We start from the raw sequence: 21247 nt of genomic DNA on the forward strand, positions 1-21247 counted from the left end.
ACCCCGGGTCACACTGGGGTCACCGGGCGACCGAACCTCGCCCCCAGCGACTTCAAGTAGATTTGAAGCAGCTTGCCGGTGACCAGACCCGAGCGGAAACACCCGTTCCCATTCCGAACACGGCCGTGAAACGCTCGGGGCCGATGGTAGTGCGTCCAGCGCGAGAGTAGGTATCGCCGGCTACTTTTTGAAATTCCGATCGGTCCTCGACACGAGAGTGGACGAAGTGACTGATCTGTAATACACTCTCTGGAGTGAACTGTCTGACTCGCTTCGGCGGTTAGATAGAGCTGATCTTTGACAAGTCGGTAGCGATAGCTGAGAGGTGCGGGTTGTTGTCGTTGAATCGGCATCGACCCGGATCTCTGACCAAGTAAGGAGCCAATTGCTGGCCCGCGAGGGTCGGTAGTTGGTGCCAGACCGGTCAAAGTCTTTTGAGTTGATGACCGAACAACGGCAAGTGTTGAACTCAACAAGAACCGCGCCGCGAGAGCGGTGTGGTGTAATAAAAACTTGAAGGGTTTGATTCTGGCTCAGAACGAACGTTGGCGGCGTGGATTAGGCATGCAAGTCGGGGGAATCCCGCAAGGGGGAACCGGCGTAAGGGGCAGTAAGGCATGGGTAACCTACCTTTGGGTTCGGGATAGCCATCAGAGATGGTGGGTAATACCGGATGACGTCGTGAGACCAAAGATTTATCGCCCTTAGAGGGGCCCATGTGATATTAGCTAGTTGGTAAGGTAACGGCTTACCAAGGCGAAGATGTCTAGCGGGTGTGAGAGCACGACCCGCGCCACTCGCACTGAGACACTGGCGAGACACCTACGGGTGGCTGCAGTCGAGGATCTTCGGCAATGGGCGCAAGCCTGACCGAGCGACGCCGCGTGCGCGATGAAGGCCTTCGGGTTGTAAAGCGCTTTAGTGGGGGAGAAAAGCCGCAAGGTGTGATCTATCCCAAAAATAAGCACGGGCTAAGTTCGTGCCAGCAGCCGCGGTAAGACGAACCGTGCGAACGTTGTTCGGAATCACTGGGCTTAAAGGGCGCGTAGGCGGGCTGTCAAGTCTGGGGTGAAATCCCGCGGCTCAACCGTGGAACTGCCTCAGATACTGACGGCCTCGAGGGAGGTAGGGGCATGCGGAACTGTAGGTGGAGCGGTGAAATGCGTTGATATCTACAGGAACTCCGGTGGCGAAGGCGGCGTGCTGGACCTCTTCTGACGCTGAGGCGCGAAAGCTAGGGGAGCAAACGGGATTAGATACCCCGGTAGTCCTAGCCCTAAACGATGGGTACTAGATAGTAGGCTAGATATGAGCTTACTGTCGAAGTTAAAATGCTAAGTACCCCGCCTGGGGAGTATGGTCGCAAGGCTGAAACTCAAAGAAATTGACGGGGGCTCACACAAGCGGTGGAGCATGTGGCTTAATTCGAGGCTACGCGAAGAACCTTATCCTGGACTTGACATGTGCGAAAGCGCTCGGTAGTAGGAGCCGGAAACGGTAACGAACCTCGCAAGAGGGAGCCGAGTACAGGTGCTGCATGGCTGTCGTCAGCTCGTGTCGTGAGATGTCGGGTTAAGTCCCATAACGAGCGAAACCCTTACCTTTAGTTGCCACCCGCAAGGAGCACTCTAGAGGGACTGCCGGTGTTAAACCGGAGGAAGGCGGGGATGACGTCAAGTCCTCATGGCCTTTATGTCCAGGGCTGCACACGTGCTACAATGGTGCACACAAAGTGAAGCGACTGCGCGAGCAGGAGCCAATCACAAAAATTGCACCCCAGTTCAGATCGTAGGCTGCAACTCGCCTACGTGAAGCCGGAATCGCTAGTAATCGCGGGTCAGCAACACCGCGGTGAATGTGTTCCTGAGCCTTGTACACACCGCCCGTCAAGCCACGAAAGGGAGGGACGGCCGAAGTCCGCTTTGCCGCGGCCGACGCCGGACTTTCTGATTGGGACTAAGTCGTAACAAGGTAACCGTAGGGGAACCTGCGGTTGGATCACCTCCTTTCTAAGGATGTTAACAAGTACCGGATCGCACGCCTTGAGCAGCGTGGCGAATCCCATATCACCCGCACCGACCAGCTATCACTACCGACTTGCCGAGATACACTAATCCCCCCTGGGTCGAAGGACTCAGGGGGGATTTTTTACGTACTTACTGCACATCTCGTGCGAGCATTTGGAAGATGTTAGCTTGTTGCGCGTGGGAAAGCTGGGAAGCATTTACATCAAATTCGTTCAAAAACGATTCGAGAAAGTTTGTGGATTGTGCCGTCTGCCGGCCGAATCAACTGAGTGAACCGTGTTGACAGGGGCGGCGGACATGAAGCGCTTTGGGGTAAGAGCGATCGGTCTGGGGCTGGCGCTAACTGCGGGGTCGGCCCTGGCCGCCGATGGCGACTGGCGCTCGGTCGGTGCGGCCGATCCGCCTTTGGGCGTGGTGCCGGCCGGTACACCCGGTCTGTTACCAACCCCGATGCGCAAAGCGCCCACGAAGGACGAAGGCCCGATCTGGCTCCCAGCTCGGCAGCCGGCGGCGCCCGTTCAGCAGGTGGGGGCGCGAACTGAACCAGCGCCGGTCGCTCCACCGTCCGTACCTCAGACACAGCCATTGCCGCTGCCCCAATCGGGGGCGATCGGTCCGCGCGTGAGTAGTGTGAGTGACGGCGGCCCGGCACCCGCGCTGCCGCCGATACCGGACGTCCCGGAACAGCCCCCGATGCGCCCGGTGACACAACCGCCCGTACCGCAGCCCGATGAACCGCAGGCGAACCCGCTTCCCGCGCCGCGGGCAAGCGACCCGCCGCCGATGCGCCAGCCGCAATCGCCGTTCAATCAGCCGTCGTGGAACGGGGTCAACCCGCAAGCGAATCCGCTCCCCACCCCGCGCCCGGTGGACCAGCGCCCGATCTGGCAAGAAGAACAACCGGCCCCGTTCCCGGTACTCCAGCCCGCGCCCGCGGAACTGATGTACCCGGCCGGAGCGTTCGAGGTTTCCAAGCACAACACGTTCGGCTCCCCGCCGATCCGGATCTCGCGCGACTACCCGTCGCTCAGCGAACTGACCGGCCGCAATTCGCGCGACTTGAGTGTCGTCGATGACGGGGCGAACGGGGCGAACGGGCCGATGAACCGGTACTTCGTGCGCGGCGAGTACTTGCTGTGGTGGATGCCGGGCTTCGCGACGCCGGTGCTCGGCACGACCAACGCGAACACTAACCTGAACGGTTACCTCGGTGAACCGGGCACGACCTCGCTCCTCGGCCCCGGGGCGTTCCTCGGCAGCACGCGCAGCGGGTTCCGCATTCGCGCCGGTGCGTGGTTAGACGAGAGCCAGTCGTGTGGCATCGACGGCGGGTTCTTCTTCCTGGGGAACAAGTCCGCCTCAGTCACGTTCAGTCCGGACCAGTTCCCGCTCATCACGCGCCCGATTTTCGCGCCCAACCTGATCCCCGGCACGGACCAGCCGTTCGGTGAGAACGGTGAAGCGGTCGCGGTGCCCGGGATCTTGCGCGGGTCGCTCGGCGTGCAGGCGGACAGTCGGCTGTGGGGCGCGGACATGAACGCCCGCTGGTGCTGGAAGAACACCTGCGATTCGCGGTCCGAAATCTTCGCGGGCTACCGGCACCTCAACCTGCGTGAGAGCCTCGCGATCACCGAGAACATCACCGTGATCGGGTCCGGCGGCGACCGGCTCGTCATTCCGGACCCGATCGGCACGCAGATCGTCGTGCAGGACCGCTTCGTCACGCGGAACCAGTTCCACGGTGCGCAAGTCGGCGGTGCGTACGATCGGCGCTGGGGCCGTTGGGACTTGGAAGCACGCGGATCAGTCGCGCTCGGTGCCACGCACCAGATTCTGGAGATCAGCGGCTTTCAGACGCGCCAGCAACCGGGCGGCCCCCAAGTGGCGTTCAACAACGGCGGGTTGCTCGCGGGCGGGTCGAACATTGGTAAGTTCTCGCGCGACCGTTTCAGTGTAGCGCCGGAACTGACGCTGAACCTCGGATACGCGGTCACCCCGAACATCCGCGTGTTCGCGGGGTACAACTTCCTCTATTGGTCGAACGTGATCCGCCCCGGCGACCAGATCGACCACGTGGTCGACCTCACGCTCGTACCGAACGCGCCGGCCGTGGGTTTCTCGGGCCAGTTCCGCCCGCGCCCGCTCTTCAAGCAGTCCGATTTGGCGATCAACGGGGTTCAGTTCGGTCTGGAATTGAAGTGGTGACCCGTGACCGAAGCGCGGCCCGTATTTTGTGACGGGCCGCGCACCGATGTCACTTCTTGCCGAAACAAAACAGCGTATTGACCCCGCGAATGTAAACGCGCCCGTCCGCGATGGCGGGGCTGGCGAACACACCCTCGCCGAGCGAGACCTTAGTCGGCTCCTCGAACTCCTTGTCCGCTTTCACCACGGCAACTTCGCCCTTCTCGGACACCGTCAGGATCTTGTCACCGACGAGGACCGGCGACGCGGTCACGTCTCCAACAAACACGCGCTCCGCCCACGCCGCCTTACCAGTCTTCGCCTCCACACAGGTGGCGATACCCTTGTCGCCGATCCAGAATAGCCGGTTGTCCTTCACCAACATGCACGGCACGTAGGGCGTCTCTTTCTTCAGTTCCCAGACCTTCGTGGGCTTCTTCGCTTCGATGTCGATCGCGCACGTGTAGCGCGAACCGCCGCCGTCGCCGCAGTATACCACGAGCAGTCCGTTCACGTACACCGGGTGCCCGATCACGCGGAGCGGCGCGTCGCCCTTCGCCCACACCATCGTGTACTCCCAGTTGACCTTGCCGGTCGCGGGGTGGTACGACGTGAGGGCCGTTGTGGTACCGAGGATCAGTTCCGCGGGCTTCCCCGGGCGCTCGAGCAGGAACGGGGTGGGGTAACTCGCCCGGACGTGTTTCCGCTCCGCGAACCACTTCTTCTGACCCGTCTTCACGTCGAACGCGACCAGTTCCGCATGCTTGTCGTCGTCCACGTTCACGAACACGAGTCCGTTGTGAACCATCGGCGAGAACCCGGGACCGTGCTGGCTCACGTAACTGCCGAGCGACTGCTGCCACAGTTCCTTGCCGGTCAGGTCGTAGGCGGCCAGACTCACCGCGCTCCCGTCCCACCAGGCGCAGTAAATCTGCGTGCCGTCACAGGCCGGCGTACCGGATGCGAGCGAGTTCTTCGCGTGCGTCGATGCCTTATCGCCGGGCAGGTCTTTCGTCCAGAGTGTCGTGCCATCTGTGGCACTCAAACACATCAGGGACCGTGTCTTGCCGTCGGCGGAGGCCGATTGCAGGTACACTTTGCCGTCCACGATGATCGGCGAACTGACGCCCTTTCCGCCGGGCACTTTCACGGCCCACAGCGGGTGCGCCGGGTCGATGTCGGGCAGCGTCCCCGAAACCGTGCCGGAACCGTTCGGCCCGCGGAACCGCGGCCAGTCCCCGGCGCGGCCGAGCGCGAGAGCGAATAGGCTCGCGACTAACGACAAGAAACAGATGCGGCTCATGTGGCGGCGTCTCGGCGAGGGGTGGGGCCGGGCGGGAGGTTGACAGGGATTATCGCAAACCGGCCGGCGGATGCAACCGGTCAGCGCTCGTGGGGCCGCGCTCCGCCCCATCACTATTGCCGTCTAGGGCTTGCATGCGTACTTGGTTTCGGTGACACTATTCCGCAACTGACCCAGGTGGCCCACTCAGGTTCCCGCTGCTTCGAGGAGTTCCATGTTCACCCGCACCGCGCGCATGTTCGGGTTCACGCTCGCCCTGTTCACCGCTACCGCCGGGCTGACGGCGCTGTCCGTCAGCGCCCAACCGGACAAGAAGGAAGAAAAGAAGGACTCGAAGAAGGTCAAGTCGAAGATCAAGATCACGGTCCCGCAGGACGACGCCAAGCTGAAGATCGAGGACAAGGACACCAAGCCGACCGGCGTCACCCGCGAGTTCGAGACGCCCGACCTGGAAGCGGGCAAGTTGTACGAGTACACGTTCTCCGTAACGTGGCAGCCGAACAACTACACCACGCTCACCCGCACCAAGTCGATCGAGTTCAAGGGCGGCGACGACATCGTCGCGGACCTGACGAAGGTCGACCCGAAGGCCCCGGACAAGGCCGTGATCCGCTGGGTGCCGACCCCGGACGACATCGTCGAGGAGATGCTGAAGCTCGGTAAGGTCGGGAAGGACGACGTCGTGTACGAGCCGGGTCCGGGCGACGGCCGGATGCTCATCGCCGCCGTAAAGAAGGGCGCGAAGAAGGGGGTCGGCATCGAACTCGACCCGAAGAAGGCGGAAGAAGCCAAGGACGCCGTCAAAAAGGCCAAGCTCGACAAGGAAATCACGATCATCGAGGGCGACGCGCTGAAGGACCGCGACTACAGCGAAGCGACCGTAGTTCTGCTGTACATGGGCAACGAGTTCAACAACCTGCTCCGCCCGGTTCTGGAAAAGCAACTCAAGCCGGGTTCCCGCATCATCTCCCACCGGTTCGTTCTCGGCGACTGGGCGCCGGACAAGACCATCAAGGTGACCGGGGCCGACGGCGAAGAGTACGTCCTGCACGTGTGGACCGTGAAGGAAAAGAGCAAGAAGTAAGTTTAAGACAGGCGTTCTGGTGAACCCGGCGCGTGGTCGAATGGATTCGTTCCGTTCGACCACGCGCCGGGTTCGGCGTAACACCCCGGTTCGGCGCGCGGTATTATTGCAGTGTCGCGTGTCTCTCATTCCCGGAGAAACTAGATGATCCGTAACGTGTTGACCGCAGCGGTGGTCGCGGTTCTGGGCGGCGCGGTGGTGGGCGCGGACCTGAAGTCCGGTCCGCAGGTCGGGGCGAAGGTGCCCGGCGCGTTCGCGCCGTACAACGTGACCGGCGAGGACGCGGGGAAGACCGCGTGCCTGTACTGCCGGGGCGGTAACAGCCCCGTGGTCGCGATCTTCGCCCGCACCGGTGACGACGCGATGACCCAGAAACTCATCAAGGCCGTGGACACCGAAACCGCCAAGAACGTGAAGGCCGAAATGTTCAGCTTCGCCGTGTTCAGCGGGGACAAGGCCAAGCTCGAACCGCAACTCAAGGACGCCGCGAAGAAGGTCGAACTGAAGACGACCGTTCTCGCCATCGACGACAAAGAAGACCCGATCCCCGAAAAGTACGCCCTGAACAAGGACGCCGACGTGACGGTGATCCTGTATGTCGACCGCGTCGTGAAAGCGAACTACAGTTTCGCGAAGGGCAAGCTCACTGACAAGGACATCGAATCCGTGGTGAAGGACGTGACCAAGATTGTCACGCCGTGACCGAAAAGTCCGCGCGTGAGCAATACTGCTGACTGGACGCCCCGACAGTAACTCGGGGCGTTTTTCGTTGATCTGCCCGTTCTGTGGGCACATCGCCTACCTTCACGCCGACTGCATATTTCGCCGAACTGTTTCATTTCATTAGACTTATAAAACTTCTTCGTGCCATTTCTGAAGTGTGGCACGCGCGATGCTTTACCCTCAGATACCCTCCCTGCCGCATCTCCGGCGGTCCTCCACCCCAACTACTCTCAACATCGATCCACGGGCGCGGCGCCCGCGGTGGGTACTGCTTTGATTTTGAGGAGCGTATGGTGCAGCACAGCACACCGAAGTTTGGCTTCCTGATCGATATGGACGGGGTTCTTTATCGCGGTACGGATCTGATTAATGGTGCCGATCGGTTCGTGCGGGAACTCCGGGACCGCGACATTCCGTTCCGGTTCCTCACGAACAACAGCCAGCGCACGCGGCGCGACGTGGTGGCCCGGCTCGTGCGCCTGGGGCTCGATGTGGAGGAGGAGCACGTCTTCACCAGCGCGATGGCGACGGCCCGGTTCCTCGCGCAGCAGAAGCCCGGCGGCACCGCGTTCGTGATTGGTGAGGGCGGGTTGCTCACCGCGCTCCACCAGCACGGCTACGCGATCGTCGATCACGACCCGGATTACGTCGTCGTCGGCGAGGGGCGGACGTTCAACCTTGAACTCGTGGAAGTCGCCGTGCGGATGATCCTGGGCGGCGCGAAGCTGATCGCGACGAACATGGACCCGAACTGCCCGACGCAGAACGGTCTGCGGCCCGGGTGCGGCGCACTCGTCGCGCTGCTCGAAACCGCCACCGGCGTGAAGGCGTTCAGCGTGGGTAAGCCCAGCCCGGTCATGATGCGGGCCGCGCGCAAGGAACTCGGGCTGACCACCGATCAGACGACGATGGTCGGCGACACGATGGAAACGGACATTTTGGGTGGTGTGCAACTCGGGTTTCACACAGTGCTCGTATTGAGCGGCGGAACCAAGCACGAAGACCTGCCGCGCTACACTTACAGCCCAGAAACAGTGGTCCCGTCGCTGGCGGAACTGACCGACCTGCTCGACGCGAACGACTGGCAGCCGCCGTGGCGCCAGGCTCGCATGCGCGTCCCGGCTCGGGTGTGATAGAAGCTCTCCGCTCGTTGATACTCGCGGTTCATCCGACATCTTTGGTGAACCGTAAGTGCCAACGAGCGGGTGAAGCTACTCTGGGGCCGGTGTTGCGCTGGGAATAGCCTTTGTTGCTGTCACCGGTCGGTCGCGTCGGAACTGATTGAGATAAGCTGCTACCAACCAAAACACCCCGCCGACCACAGTCTGCCACAAAGGACCGTACAGCGGGTTCTCGCGTTTCCAGCGGTAGTAGGTGAATGCGTCTTCCAGCCCCATCGAGTCCGGTACCCGGTCCCACGCCGTGAGCGGCCCGCGCCGGTGGAACTCATGCGACCACGTGCCGTCGCGCCGCACGGTCGGCCGGAACGTCAGCGTGACTTCGGACGCCAGCCAGTGATCCGGCCACCCCAAACCGAAGTACGTGCGCTCGGTGTTTTCGGTCGATTTGTACTGTCGCGTGGGAATGAACCACAAGACAAGCACACTGAGCGCAGCGAGTCGCAATCCCCATACTGCGATGGCCAAACCGATCCGCCAACGAGTTGCCACATCCCCTCCACACACGCGCCTTACGAATTCAGCGTCCACGTAGTTGGTACAACCGCCTTCGCCTGGTTTTCAAGCGGAGACGAGCACCGTCAGAACGACCGACACGTGAGCAGGTCTTGGCCCGGGCCAGTGAAGTGAATGCGGTCGGTGTGCCGATCGGTCGCCGCTTCGCCCGGAGCGAACCGCGCGCGACTCGACACCCGGCAGGGCCAGAACCTCTTGGGTCGCGCCGAACCGCAAAACGTCGCGGCGGTTGAGGCTTCGGCAGGAGCGAGATCGCGTTGACACGCGGACGTACTCCGCACGGGTAACAATTGCTAACATTCTTGACCCGGCGCGGTAGAAAAGCTCGTTTTCGCCGACGAAATGCGAATTTTCACGGGCGCGCGGCTAACATATCGATCGATATTCGAGGCCCCCACTGTCGGAACTCGTTTCCAGAACGGGTAGTTGGTGTTCGGAACAAACTTACTGTTCGGATGTTTATTTTATTTCGGGAAGTGTCCAGAAGCAAAGGACGATACATGGTCGCAATCCCTCGCCCTCGGGATTGCGACCGCCCCGGATCGTTTTGAACGGTTACCGTTTTCGTTCAATGGCCTCGACCGGGGCGTCACACCAACTCGCTGATGACGTCACCGTGGGGCAGCATCGGGATGGGGCGCCCGGTACCGTCGGTGAAGTTAATCGCTTTGAAGTCGATGTTCAGGTGGGTGAACACCGTCGCCCACAAGTCGTTCGGCGTGAGCGGGCGGTCCTTCGGCACTTCGGCCCTCGCGGTGGTGCTGCCAACGGTAATACCCGCCTTGCACGCACCGCTGACCAGGATGCTCTGCGCCTGCGGCCAGTGGTCCCGGCCCGGTCGTCCGGTCGCTTTGTCGTACTCGAGGCGCGGCGTGCGCCCGAATTCGCCCGTCACCACGAGCAGCACGCGCTTGTTCAGCCCGCGCGTATATAAATCCTCGATCAGTGCCGAGATCGCTTGGTCGAGGAACCCCAGTTTGTACCGCGTGTCCTCGAAAATGTGGCAGTTGACCGCGTGCGAGTCCCAGTTGTACGTGTGGTCCTTCTTGAGATCCTCGCCCGGCGGGGTCGCGTTCTCCATCACCATCGTGACCCACGACGCGCCCGCTTCCACGAGCCGCCGGGCGAGCAGCGCCCGCTGCCCGTACCGGTGCATCCCGTACCGGCCGCGCGTTTTCGGGGACTCTTTCGCGAGATCGAAGGCGTGTTTCGCGGTGTCCGTTGTGATGAGATCGAGTGCGCGGGCACGGGCCGCGGTCATTCCTTCCGCGCGGCCCGCGAGATCCGGGCCGATTAGCGGTGCATCAAACGTGTCGAGCAGCGCGAGGCGGTCTTTTAACTTCCCTTCGGTCTCCGGGAGCACCGAGAGATCTTTCACCTCGAACTTGTTGTCGGCCGGGTCGCCGGGAACGAACAGCGGGTGCGATTGCGGCCCCAGGTACGCGGAGCCGAAGCTGAACGTGTCGATGTGCTGGCGCCCGCCGTCGACGCCCGCGATGTAGTTCGGCACCGCGGCCCGTTTCGACTTCAGCACCTCCGCGACCATCGACCCGACCATCGGCGTGTCGTTCACGAAGCCGACCTGTTGGAGCGGGTCGCGCCCGGTGAGGAACCGCTTGTGTCCGCCGCCGTGGTCCGCGAACGTGTGCGCCACCGAGCGGATGATCGAATATCGGTCGGTCACCTTTGCGAGGTGCGGCAGGTGCTCGCAAATCTGGGTGCCGGTGACGTTGGTTTTGATCGGTTTGAACGCGCCGCGGTACTCGTCGGGCGCGTCCGGCTTCATGTCGAACGTGTCCTGGTGCGGCGGGCCGCCGGGGAGCCAGACGAAGATGACGGCCGGGTCGTTTGTGGTCGCGTCGGCCGCTGGCGCCTTGTGTGCGCAGAGGGGACCGAGGGCCGCGGACGCGAGACCGACCGAACCGAACCGCAGAACGTCGCGGCGATTGAGGCCTCGGCAGGAGCGGGGTTGTGTTGACACGCTGACGTGCTCCGCGCGGGTGGGAGTGCGTGAGGCCGGTACCAGGGAAATTAGCCGCAAATTGCGGTGAAGTCAAAGCTGAGGTGTTCGCGTTCTGGGGTAAAGGCCTACCCGCGCGCCGGCACTCGCGGTTCGCCAAAAAACTTAGGCGAACCGCGAGTGCCGGCGCGCGGGTGGGAATTCGCGTTCACGCGAACAGTTCGCGAATCGGCTTCCCGCGGGCAATCGGCAGCGGGCGATTGAGTTTATCGCGGATCTCGGTTTCCGGGTCGATCCCGAGCGCCTCGAACATCGTCGCCGCGAGGTCTTCCGGGCGCGCCTGGCCCACAGTAGAGTACGCGCCGAACTTGTCGCTGGCGCCGTAAACGAACCCGCGTTTCGCCCCACCTCCGGCGAGAACCGCGCAATAGCACTGCGGCCAGTGGTCGCGGCCCCCATTGGAACTGATCTTCGGCGTGCGCCCGAACTCCCCCACCCACACCACGAGCGTGTCGTCCAGCATCCCGCGGTCTTCGAGGTCGGTGAGGAGCGCGGGCAGCGTCTGGTCGGTCATCGGCAGCAGCTCGTCGAGCCGGTCCGTGACGCTCTCCTTGTTGAACCCGTGGTAGTCCCACCCCTGACCTTTTCCGCCGATCGCGCGCGAGAAGTAGACGTTCACGAACTTCGCCCCGGCCTCGACCACGCGCCGCGCGAGCAAACACCCCTGACCGTAAGTGGTGCGTCCGTAGGCGTCGCGCGTTTTCTTGCTCTCTTTTGTGAGATCGAAGGCCTGCTTGAAGCGCGGGCTGGTCAGCATCGCGACCGCCTTTTGGTAGCTCTCGTCCAACCCCTGCGCGACCAGCGACGTTTCGAGCAAGTCGCTCTGTTCGTCGATCAGCTTCAGGATGTCCTTGCGGTTCTCCAGGCGCTCGACGCTCAAATTGTCCGGCAGCGTGAGTTCCGGGAGCTTGAAGTCGGACCGGTTCGGGTCTTGGTTCACGAACAACGGGCTATGGGCTTTGCCCAGGAAGCTTGCGTGCTGCCCCGGGGTAATGGACCCGTCCGCGATGACGTGCGGGTACGCGACAAATGTGGCGATGCCTTTCGGCGCCGGCGCGAGTTTGTCCACGAGGGAGCCGTAAGCCGGGAACAGTTCGAGCGAGTCGCGGAGGCGCTGGTCGTCGGTCGGCGGCGCGACCCCGGTGAGGCTGTAGTACCCCGCGGAGTTGTGGTTCTTCATCGTGTGCTGCATGCAGCGCACGACGGTGAGCTTGTCGGCCATCGCCGCGATCTTCGGGATGCGCTCGCCGAAGATCACGCCCGGGAGTTTCGTCTTGGTGGCGCCGTACCACCCGCGCACGTTGTCCGGCGCATCGGGCTTCGGGTCGAACGTTTCGTGCTGCCCCGGTCCGCCCCACTGGTGCAGGAAGATGACGCTCTTGGCCGTGGCCCGGTGCCGGGCCTTCGGCGCGTCCGCCGCGCGGAGCATTTCCGGGAACGACAAACCCAGTAATCCCGCTCCGCCGACGCGGAGAACGGCCCGACGAGAGGGAAACGAAGTGTTAGGCATGGCAGCGCCCTTGTCTTCAAGCCCCGTAAGGGGCGGCAGATGGTAGCCAGGGGTGGAGCAACGCGCAACCCCTGGCGGAGTGACGCACAACCCCCGGCGGGCAGCGCACCAGGGGTTCCACCCCTGGCTACCATCTGCCGCCCCTCCGGGGCTAAGATCCGTCATCGTCTCAGCAAGAACTCCTTGCTGTTCAGCAGCGCCCAGAGCACGTCTTCCCACGCCGCGCGCCGGTCCTTTGCGGTCGCGATGTGCGCGAGTAGCTTCTTTGCTTCGGTCGAAGCTGGTGACCGGCACAGCGCGGCGAGGTAGAACTCGTCGAGCATTTCCGCGTCCGTTTTGCCCGCGGAGATCATCTTGCCGAGCCGGTTATCGGAATCCCGCACCAGTGCGTTCATCAACTCGCCCGTAATGAGCTGGAACGCCTGGAGCAACCCCGGGTCGTCGTTGCGTTCGCACTCGCAGGTGAGCAGGCGGTCGGGCTTCCCGAACGTTTTCAGGAAGCGCTCGCTCATCCCCTCGAACCCGCGCCGGCCGGATTGGGGCGGGGCCGGGATCTGGTTCGCGCGCATTCCGAGCGGGTACCCCTTAAACGGCACCGCCACACCGGTCACTTGTGCGAGGGCGTCGAGTAACTGTTCGGCTTCCAGTGGCGTTACGGTCGCGTGCGAGTGGTGAAGATCATCGCCCATTGTGGCACTGTCGCGCACGGTCGCGCTCAGTTGGTACGTGCGACTCTGCATGATCGCCTTCACGGTGCGCTTGAGGCGGAACCCGCCTTTGGCGAAGTCTTCCGCGAGCCAGGCGAGTAGTTCCGGGTTCGTCGGCGGGTTGGTGGCGCGGAAATCGTCGTTCGGGTCGACGAGCCCGCGGCCCATTAGGTGCAGCCAGATCCGGTTCACCTGTGCCTTCGCGAAGAACGGGTTACTCGGGTCCGCGATCCAGTCCGCGACCGCGGTGAGCCGGTCGGCGCTTTCGCCCATCTCCGGTGTGGAGGCGCCCAGGAAGCGCGGTTTCGCGGACTGCTTCGTGCGCGGGTTCGGCATCTCCGACGTGCGGTTCTGCCACACGACCTGTTCGCCCACGAACTCGTGCTTGTCGAGGTTGTCCTTCTTGTTGTTCTCCAGAACCCGGTAATCGACGCGGGCGAACAGCGCCGCGAACCCGTAGTAGTCGTCGATCGTCCACCGGTCGAACGGGTGATTGTGGCACCGCGCGCAACCGACGCGGATGCCGAGGAACACCTGTGCGACCGACTCCGAACGCATGAGTGGGTCGCGGACCGCGCGCCAGAAGTTCGCGGGCGGGTTCGCGTAGGTGCTCCCACGGGCCGCGATGATGTCGCGTGCGAACTCGTTGAGGGGCCGGTCCGCGGCGAGTTGGGCCGCGATCCACCGGTAGAACACTGCGACGCCCTTCTTGTCGAGCGACTTCTCCTCGTTGCGCAAGAGGTCGGCCCACTTCTGTGCCCAATACTCGGCGAACTCGGGGCGCGCGAGGAGGGAATCGATTAGCTTCTCGCGCTTCTTCGGATCAGTGTCATCAAGAAACGCGCGCGTTTCGGTGGGTGTGGGCAGAATGCCGAGCGCGTCGAGGAACGCCCGCCGCAAGAAGACGTGATCCGGAGCCAGTTCCGCGGGTTTCAGGCGCAGCTCTTTCAACTGCGCAAACACGAGCCGATCGATTGCGTTGTTGGCGGGGAAGTGAACCGTGTCGGGAACCGGGCGGTCCGGCAGGAAGACGATGCGGACCGGTTCGACGTGCGAGAGGTAACGCACGAGTAATACGACTTCGCCGGTCTGTTCGCGGATCACTTCGCCCGCGGGCGTGATCTTTGCGACCCCCACCGCGGTGAACTCGAACGCGGCGAGCGGAGTGACGTCGCGCGTGGTACCGTCGGAGAAGTGCGCGATCGCTTTGACCCGGAATCGGTCGGCCGGGTCTACCAAGATTTGATTCGTAGGAGTGACGACGAGTTTGGTAAGAGCGGCTCCGTGAGGCGCATCGAACTTGGCCCCGCGCGCGACCCAGTCGCGGAGGACCGCGTACTCGGCGCTCGCCCGCGCGAACCGGGCGCCGCCCTCGTGCGGTACCTGCGCGGTGGCCTTCTGAAGAATGAGGCTCTCGTCGGGCCGGATCGGATCAATTCGGCGCGCGAGCATGTCGCGTGTGAGGACGCCGAAATCCCCGACTGCGTCCTCGCCTTTGAGTGAGAGCTTCAGTCCGCCTTTGCCGTTCAGGTTGCCGTGACACGCACCCGCGTTGCACCCGGCCCGCGTGAGTACGGGGAGTACGTCGCGCTCGAACGACACCTCAGCGGCGGACGCAGTGAGTGGGAAGGCGAGTACCAGCAGCGTGGCGAGAAACCGGACGGGCATTAGCGCACTCCGGGGAGCGGTCGGCGGGTGGTCTCAGTGTACCACCCTGATTACGGGAGAGCGAACACGAACGCGCGCGGATCGACGTTCAAATCGATTTGTAACGAACGTGTCTCACCCTTGCTTATCGAGCCGCGCCGTGTTGAACTAAAGGGGACGTCATCGCGTGCGTTCAGGAGTCCCACCATGTTCCGTGCCGGGAAATGGGCCGCTACTATCGGGTTCGTGGGGGCCGCGGTGTGGCTCGGGTTCTCACTTGTCGCACAGGAACCGAAACCGTTCCCGGTCGGAGACGCAAAACAAGTCGATTTGACCGCTCTGCGCGAAGCCGTTACCGCTGCAACCAAGCGCGGTGAAAACGTGGACGACGTCCTCAAGGCGCTCGAAGCCCTTGAGAAAGCCTCACCAGCCATCAAGTCGGGTCGCGTGCCTCCGGAGTTACAAGCCCTCCGCGACGCGGTCGATGCCGCCGCGAAGAAGGGCGAGAACGTCGAGGCCGTGCTGAAGGAACTCGCCGCGGTCGAGATCGCGGTCACGGGGCGCTCGCTCGCGAAGCCGCGGCCGGACCCGCGCCCCGAACTGCCGCCGAATCAGTTCAATCCGCCGGCGCTCGACGTTCCGTTCCAGGTCGTCCCGTTCCCCAATCCGGGCCGAATTGACCGGGACGCGATCCAAAAGGCGATGGACCTGCGCATGAAGGCACTCGAAATGCTGAAAGCGAACCCAGAAGCCCCCGAAGCAATGAAGCTGCTCAAGGAAGCACACGAACTGATGATGAAGGGGGTGCAAGGCGGCGACGGGGAGGTACTTCCCGCGTTCCCGGGGTTACTGGACGCCGGGCGCGTTCCTGATCGCGCCCGGTTCGGCATCCGCATGGAAAAACTCAACGCGATCACTGCCGAACAACTCGGACTCGAACCGAACGTCGGGATCGCGGTCGCCGCGGTCATGCCCGACTCGGCCGCGGAGAAGGCCGGGCTGAAGGTTCACGACATCATTCTTGAGTTCGCGGGCAAAGTCGTGAGCGACAACACGGATGATTTCGTGCGCCTGGTGAGCGCAGTGAAGGTCGGTGAGAAGATCGATCTCGTCGTGATGCGGCGCGGCAAAAAGATGGAAATGAAGGGAGTTGCGCTGCCAGACGTCGGGCGCCAGATGGCGGTTCCGCGTCCGCCACTCCCGGTTCCGGGCTTGCTCCCGGATGCGCCAAAACTTCAACCACTTCCGCTGCCGAAATTGGAGCAGAAGTTCCAGAACCTGCAACCGATTGCGCCACTCACCCCGCTACCGAAACTTCAACCACTCGCGCCCCGGCCGAAAAGCGACTGACGGTCACCTCTCGGTTCCGGAGTTGGCAGCAAACTTAACGGTGTGGGTCGTACAGGCGAACACGGAGCGAGTTGTTCCTTAACGGCGTGTGCTCGTAGGCGCTCGGTAACCCGGACACGCACGCCTCCGCCTCGAACGATTCGGGTTCCGTTTCGGATTGCAGTTGCCCGTCGGCCAACTCGAACACGCGGTCCGCGAAGGGCGTGAGGCGCGGGTCGTGCGTGACCACAAGCACCATCGCGCCGTTCTCGCGTGCCGTTTCGGTGAGCAAGTGAATAACCTGTTCGCCGTTCTCCCAGTCGAGGGCGCTGGTCGGTTCGTCGGCGAACACGAACGACGGGTTCTTCACGAGCGCGCGACCGATGGCGACCCGCTGCTTCTCCCCGCCGCTCATTTCAGCGGGACGCAGGTGGGCCTTCTTCGATAAACCGAGTTGCCCGAGCACGCGGTCCGCGCGGCACCGGGCCTCGCGCGCCGAGCACCCCTCGCCCCACTTCAGCACGATCTCCAACTGTTCGCGCGCGGTCAGCGCGGGGAACAGGTTGTAGCCCTGGAAAATGTACGAGCAGTGTCGGAGGCGGAATCGCTCCATCTCGTCTTCGCCCATCCGCCACACGTCCCGCCCGAGCGCGCCGACCGTTCCCGAATCCGGGCGCAGCAACCCCGACAGCACCGCGAGCAGCGTGGACTTTCCGCTACCGGACGGTCCCATCAGGAGATTGAGTTCACCGGGCTGGAAATCGGCGGAAACACCCTTGAGGGCGTAGGATCGCGTGTCACCGACGCCGAAGGAGCGGAACAGATCTGCCCCGGCGAGCGCCGGTTCGCGCCGGCAGATTACCGCGGGCGCGTCTTGAACGAGCGAGAGTCTCTCCCCACTTGCTTCTCCCCGAAATAGGCGCCCCAAGTATCGGGAAAGTGGAATCATCGCGGCATCGTCCTTGTGTCGTGGTTGGGGCAAAGTGGTGGCGGGTGGGTTGAAGCCGGCGATACGCGCCGGTTCAAGAAGGAGAGGTGCTCAAACTCCTTTCGGTGCTTTGAGAGATCGGCATTCCTGCCGCGCAGCTCGCGTTAAGTCACGCGAATGGGGACGAATTTACCGAAGGCCGAATTTTCGGCTTATTCGGATATTGGCAGCGATTAGGAACTTTATGCGATCCGAATCGGCCCCTGGCAACCCTTTAACCCTGTATTAACCGACATTTCTAACCGGTCTGTTTGATGTAACTCTGGCAGAATTGGCACGTTTCGTCCGCTGAAGCCTCTGTTTCCCTTCACAAGATTGCCGCCCATTATTCGCCCGAGAGTTAGAGCCGGGCCAACGTGTCGGGCTGTTCACGCCCCTCAACTTCCCGGTAAGATGGGTGATTGAAGGAGAATGTCATGACGACGGCCGCTGTCGCAGCGCCGGCGGATGCCGGTTTACGCGCCCTTCCCAGCCTCTTGGAAAAGACAGAGGGCTGGGCCGAACTGCGCGCTGCGCTCCTCTCCGGGCGGAGCGGAACCGTAGACGGCGCGTGGGGATCGTCTGCGGCGCTAGCTGCAGCGACCCTCGCGGCCGAAACGCCCGGCACGTTGCTCGTGGTCGTTCCCAATCCCACCGATGTCGAGCCGTGGCAGGAAGATATCGCGTCGTTTACGGGCGCACGCCCCGCGCTGTTTGAGGCGTGGGAATCGTGGCCGGTGACTTCCAATAAGGGGAAGCTCGACCCGATCACGACGTCTCGACTGCGGTTACTCCAACAACTCATGTCGAGCGCGCCCAAAATCGTAGTGTGCGGCGTCGCGTCGGTGTGCCAGCCGGTGCCAGAACGCGCGGACCTGGCCGCTCGGGGACGCACGATCAGTGTGAACGAGATCGTGGACCCGAGCGAACTGGCCGAGTGGCTGGTCACGAACGGCTACAAGCGCGTGGACGCGGTCGAGTACCCGGGCGAGTTCAGCCGCCGCGGGGGGATCTGCGACGTCTTCCCACCGGATGCGCCCGACCCGTACCGGTTCGAGTTCTTCGGCGACGAAGTGGAATCGATCCGCTCGTTCGCGGCCGGCTCACAGCGGAGTTTGGAGAAGAAGAACAGTGTCGTGCTGTTGGGAATAGAAGACAACCCCTCCCCAACCCCTCCCCTAAACGGAGAGGGGCTTAACACAGAAAAGGGTTCTGCTCCCCCTTCCTTTTTAGGGAAGGGGGTTGGGGGGTTAGGTTCTGCCCGAAGTCGCCCGCGGGGGCACATCGCGGATTACCTGCCGCCCGATTCGTGGGTCGTGCTCGTCGAGCCGCGCGAGCTGAAGGAGCAGGCCAAGCACTTCTACGAGCGCGTCGCGACCACGGAAGGGCTGCACTCGCCGGAACAGGCGTTCGCGCACCTGATGAAGCGCCCCAGCGTGGTGCTCTCCGCGCTCCCGCGGCCCAGTGTGGAGGCGTCGGTTCACCTGCGCGTCGAGTCGGTGAACCGCTTCAGCGGGAGCGTACACCGCGTGCGCGACGAACTCGATTCGATCGCCCACAACTCGTCCGCGCGCGTGCTGATTGCGTGCCAGAGCGAGGCGGAGGTTCACCGGCTCACGGAGGTGCTGAAGGCGGGCAAACTCGCGGAGTCGCATCGGCTCCAACTTGTGACGGGGCACGTTCGCGGCGGGTTCCGGTTGGTCGAGAGCGGGACCATCGTTCTCGGTAGCCACGAGATCTTCCACAAGGATCTGCTGCCGCCCGGCGTGAAGGCACAAACGCGCTCCAGCCGCCAAATCGAGTCGCGCGCGATTGACTCGTTCCTCGACCTCAACGACGGCGACTACGTCGTCCACGTCGCCCACGGGATCGCCCGGTTCCGTGGGATGCACATGCTCGAAAAGTCCCGGGGGCAGGACACCGAGTTCGGTGAAGAGGGCGCCGAGCCGAGTTCTTCCCGAAGGGCTGAGTCCCGAACCGCCGGTCCCGCGACGGAAGAGCACCTCGTGCTCGAGTTCCGCGACGGGATGTTCCTCTACGTCCCGGCCACGCGCATCGACCTCGTGCAGAAGTATGTGGGTGGGTCGCAGTCGGAACCGGCGCTGAGCAAGCCCGGCGGTACCTCGTGGGGGCGCAAGAAGGAAAAAGTGGCCGAGGCCGTGCGCGACATGGCGGCCGAGATGATTAACATCCAGGCCGTGCGGCAAGCTGTCCCGGGGCACCAGTTCCCGCCCGACTCCGACTGGCAGAAAGAGTTCGAGGCCGCGTTCCCGTACCAGGAAACTCCGGACCAACTTTCCGCGATCGTCGAGGTGAAAGGCGACCTGGAAAAATCAAAGCCAATGGACCGCCTCATTTGCGGCGACGTCGGCTACGGCAAAACCGAGGTCGCGATTCGGTCCGCGTTCAAGGCGGTCGATAGCGGCAAACAGGTCGCGATCCTCGTGCCCACGACGGTGCTCGCGGAGCAGCACTACCGCACGTTCACGCAGCGGTTCGCCGAGTACCCGTTCGTAGTCGATGTGGTGAACCGCTTTCGGGGCGGGGCCAAACAGAAAGAGACACTGAAGAAGCTCGCAACGGGTGAAGTGGACGTGATCGTCGGCACGCACCGCTTGCTCTCGAAAGACGTAAAGTTCAAAGACTTGGGCCTCGTGGTGATCGACGAGGAACAGCGGTTCGGCGTCGAGCACAAGGAGCGACTCAAGCACTTGCGCGCGATGGTGGACGTGCTCACAATGACCGCGACGCCCATTCCGCGCACGCTGCACGCCTCACTACTCGGTATCCGCGAAATCAGCAACTTGGAAACACCCCCCGCGGACCGCCAGCCGGTGGAGACTCACATCACGCGCTGGGACGATAAACTCATTCGTAACGCGATCTTGCGCGAAATGAACCGCGGCGGACAGGTGTACTTCGTTCACAACCGCGTGCAGGACATCTTCGACATCGCGACAAAGGTCCGGATTCTCGTTCCGGAAGCGAAGGTGACGGTCGGGCACGGGCAGATGGACGCGCACGATCTCGAAAAGGCGATGGTGGGATTCGTGCGCAAGGACGCCGACATCCTGGTTGCGACCACGATCATCGAAAGCGGCCTCGATATTCCGAACGCGAACACCATCTTCATCAACGACGCGGACACCTACGGGCTGGCAGATCTGCACCAGTTGCGCGGGCGCGTCGGGCGGTCGAAGCACCGTTCGTATGCGTACTTCATCGTGAACCCGCTGAAGCTACTCAATCCCACAGCACAGCGGCGGTTGAAGGCGATCGAGGAGTTCACCGAACTGGGGGCCGGGTTCAAGATCGCGATGCGCGACCTGGAGATCCGCGGGGCCGGGAACATTCTGGGTGCGGAGCAGAGCGGGCACATCGCGGCCATCGGCTACGAACTGTACTGCCAGCTCCTCGAAAACGCGGTGCGGGCGCTGAAACAGCAGGCGCCGAAGGTGTCGGTGGAAGTCACGGTCGATCTGCCGTGGCCCGCGTACTTGCCGCGCGACTACGTGCCGGGCCAGAAGTTGCGCATCGAAGTGTACCGGCGGCTCGCGCGACTCCGCGACCCGGCGAAGCTCGCCGACTTCCGGCAGGAACTCCGGGACCGCTACGGCCCGCACTCGGACCCGGTCGAGTGGCTGCTGCGCACGACGGAAGTTCGGCTCCTGTGCGTGAAGTGGCAGGTCGCCAGCGTTCACCGCCACGATCACAATCTGGTGTTCACCTACCGCAACCCGGACCGCGCCAAGCAACTCGTCGCCGCCAGCAAGGGGCGGCTCAAGATCGTGGACGAGAAGAGTATCTACCTGCGTTTGAAGAACGAGGAGGACAATCCGGAGGGGTTGTACAAACTGCTACTTGGTGTGCTGAAGCCGGCCCAAAGTACGGGGAAATAACTCCGATATCGTCGGTCGCACCGCTGATCGGGTACCGCGGAAGTGCTTCACAGAAACGGACTAAGCGCGGCCCAACCCTCGTCGGAGTAATCGGATCGTGTAAGTTATCTCCCGCCCGTTGCGCGGAACCTCCGCGCCCTCCCAGGAGACACA

The 21247-nt window shown here is 63.0% G+C and carries 12 protein-coding genes and 2 rRNA genes; 8 read left to right on the forward strand and 6 right to left on the reverse strand.

Features of this window, described 5'->3' with window-relative positions; translation table 11 throughout:
- Window positions 1–74: 74 nt before the first annotated feature.
- The 3 genes from rrf (at window position 75) to VT84_RS41925 (ending at window position 4232) form a co-directional block, all read left to right on the forward strand.
- A 5S ribosomal RNA gene (gene rrf / locus VT84_RS02210) occupies window positions 75–182 on the forward strand.
- 328 nt (window positions 183–510) lie between these two features.
- Window positions 511–2009: ribosomal RNA gene (locus tag VT84_RS02215) — 16S ribosomal RNA — on the forward strand.
- 315 nt (window positions 2010–2324) lie between these two features.
- Window positions 2325–4232 carry a BBP7 family outer membrane beta-barrel protein gene (locus tag VT84_RS41925; RefSeq protein ID WP_082838340.1) on the forward strand — a complete coding sequence of 636 codons (1908 nt, stop codon included), beginning with the start codon at window positions 2325–2327 and terminating at the stop codon, window positions 4230–4232.
- A 49-nt stretch (window positions 4233–4281) separates the two neighbouring features.
- On the opposite strand, the gene VT84_RS02225 is transcribed toward VT84_RS41925, so the two are convergent.
- Window positions 4282–5514 (reverse strand): PQQ-binding-like beta-propeller repeat protein, encoded by a 1233-nt coding sequence (locus VT84_RS02225; protein WP_162271564.1) that lies wholly within the window; start codon window positions 5512–5514, stop codon window positions 4282–4284.
- A gap of 214 nt (window positions 5515–5728) precedes the next feature.
- Here VT84_RS02225 and VT84_RS02230 point away from each other — a divergent pair, with 214 nt between their 5' ends.
- From VT84_RS02230 to VT84_RS02240, 3 genes are all read left to right on the forward strand, one after another.
- Window positions 5729–6598 carry a TIGR03000 domain-containing protein gene (locus VT84_RS02230; RefSeq protein WP_082838342.1) on the forward strand — a complete coding sequence of 290 codons (870 nt, stop codon included), beginning with the start codon at window positions 5729–5731 and terminating at the stop codon, window positions 6596–6598.
- Between the two features lie 144 nt (window positions 6599–6742).
- On the forward strand, window positions 6743–7300 hold the full coding sequence (locus VT84_RS02235; RefSeq protein ID WP_082838343.1) for a hypothetical protein: 558 nt from the start codon (window positions 6743–6745) through the stop codon (window positions 7298–7300).
- A gap of 311 nt (window positions 7301–7611) precedes the next feature.
- Entirely contained in the window at window positions 7612–8454 is an 843-nt protein-coding gene (locus VT84_RS02240) for a TIGR01457 family HAD-type hydrolase (protein ID WP_052553757.1), read from the forward strand.
- Between the two features lie 78 nt (window positions 8455–8532).
- Here VT84_RS02240 and VT84_RS02245 read toward each other — a convergent pair whose 3' ends face one another.
- The 4 genes from VT84_RS02245 to VT84_RS02260 all read right to left on the reverse strand — a co-directional run bounded on the left by VT84_RS02245 (window position 8533) and on the right by VT84_RS02260 (window position 14920).
- Entirely contained in the window at window positions 8533–8991 is a 459-nt protein-coding gene (locus tag VT84_RS02245) for a hypothetical protein (protein ID WP_157469111.1), read from the reverse strand.
- A 613-nt stretch (window positions 8992–9604) separates the two neighbouring features.
- Window positions 9605–10996: a DUF1501 domain-containing protein gene (locus VT84_RS02250; RefSeq protein ID WP_082838345.1), complete on the reverse strand. Its 1392-nt coding sequence runs from the start codon at window positions 10994–10996 to the stop codon at window positions 9605–9607.
- Window positions 10997–11183: 187 nt separating this feature from the next.
- Window positions 11184–12545 carry a DUF1501 domain-containing protein gene (locus tag VT84_RS02255; protein WP_082838346.1) on the reverse strand — a complete coding sequence of 454 codons (1362 nt, stop codon included), beginning with the start codon at window positions 12543–12545 and terminating at the stop codon, window positions 11184–11186.
- Between the two features lie 161 nt (window positions 12546–12706).
- The gene (locus VT84_RS02260; RefSeq protein ID WP_082838347.1) at window positions 12707–14920 is read right to left on the reverse strand and encodes a DUF1549 and DUF1553 domain-containing protein; all 2214 of its coding nucleotides are present in this window, start codon (window positions 14918–14920) and stop codon (window positions 12707–12709) included.
- 186 nt (window positions 14921–15106) lie between these two features.
- Here VT84_RS02260 and VT84_RS02265 point away from each other — a divergent pair, with 186 nt between their 5' ends.
- Window positions 15107–16249, forward strand: a complete 1143-nt coding sequence (locus VT84_RS02265; RefSeq protein ID WP_082838348.1) for a S1C family serine protease — start codon at window positions 15107–15109, stop codon at window positions 16247–16249.
- Between the two features lie 34 nt (window positions 16250–16283).
- Here the strand turns inward: VT84_RS02265 and VT84_RS02270 are convergent, their stop codons facing one another.
- Window positions 16284–17177, reverse strand: a complete 894-nt coding sequence (locus tag VT84_RS02270) for an ABC transporter ATP-binding protein (protein WP_082838349.1) — start codon at window positions 17175–17177, stop codon at window positions 16284–16286.
- A gap of 455 nt (window positions 17178–17632) precedes the next feature.
- Here VT84_RS02270 and mfd point away from each other — a divergent pair, with 455 nt between their 5' ends.
- Complete coding sequence (gene mfd, locus VT84_RS02275) at window positions 17633–21094, forward strand: transcription-repair coupling factor (protein ID WP_082838350.1); 3462 nt, start codon at window positions 17633–17635, stop codon at window positions 21092–21094.
- Window positions 21095–21247: the final 153 nt, after the last annotated feature.

The organism is Gemmata sp. SH-PL17 (assembly GCF_001610855.1).
GTDB lineage: Bacteria > Planctomycetota > Planctomycetia > Gemmatales > Gemmataceae > Gemmata > Gemmata massiliana.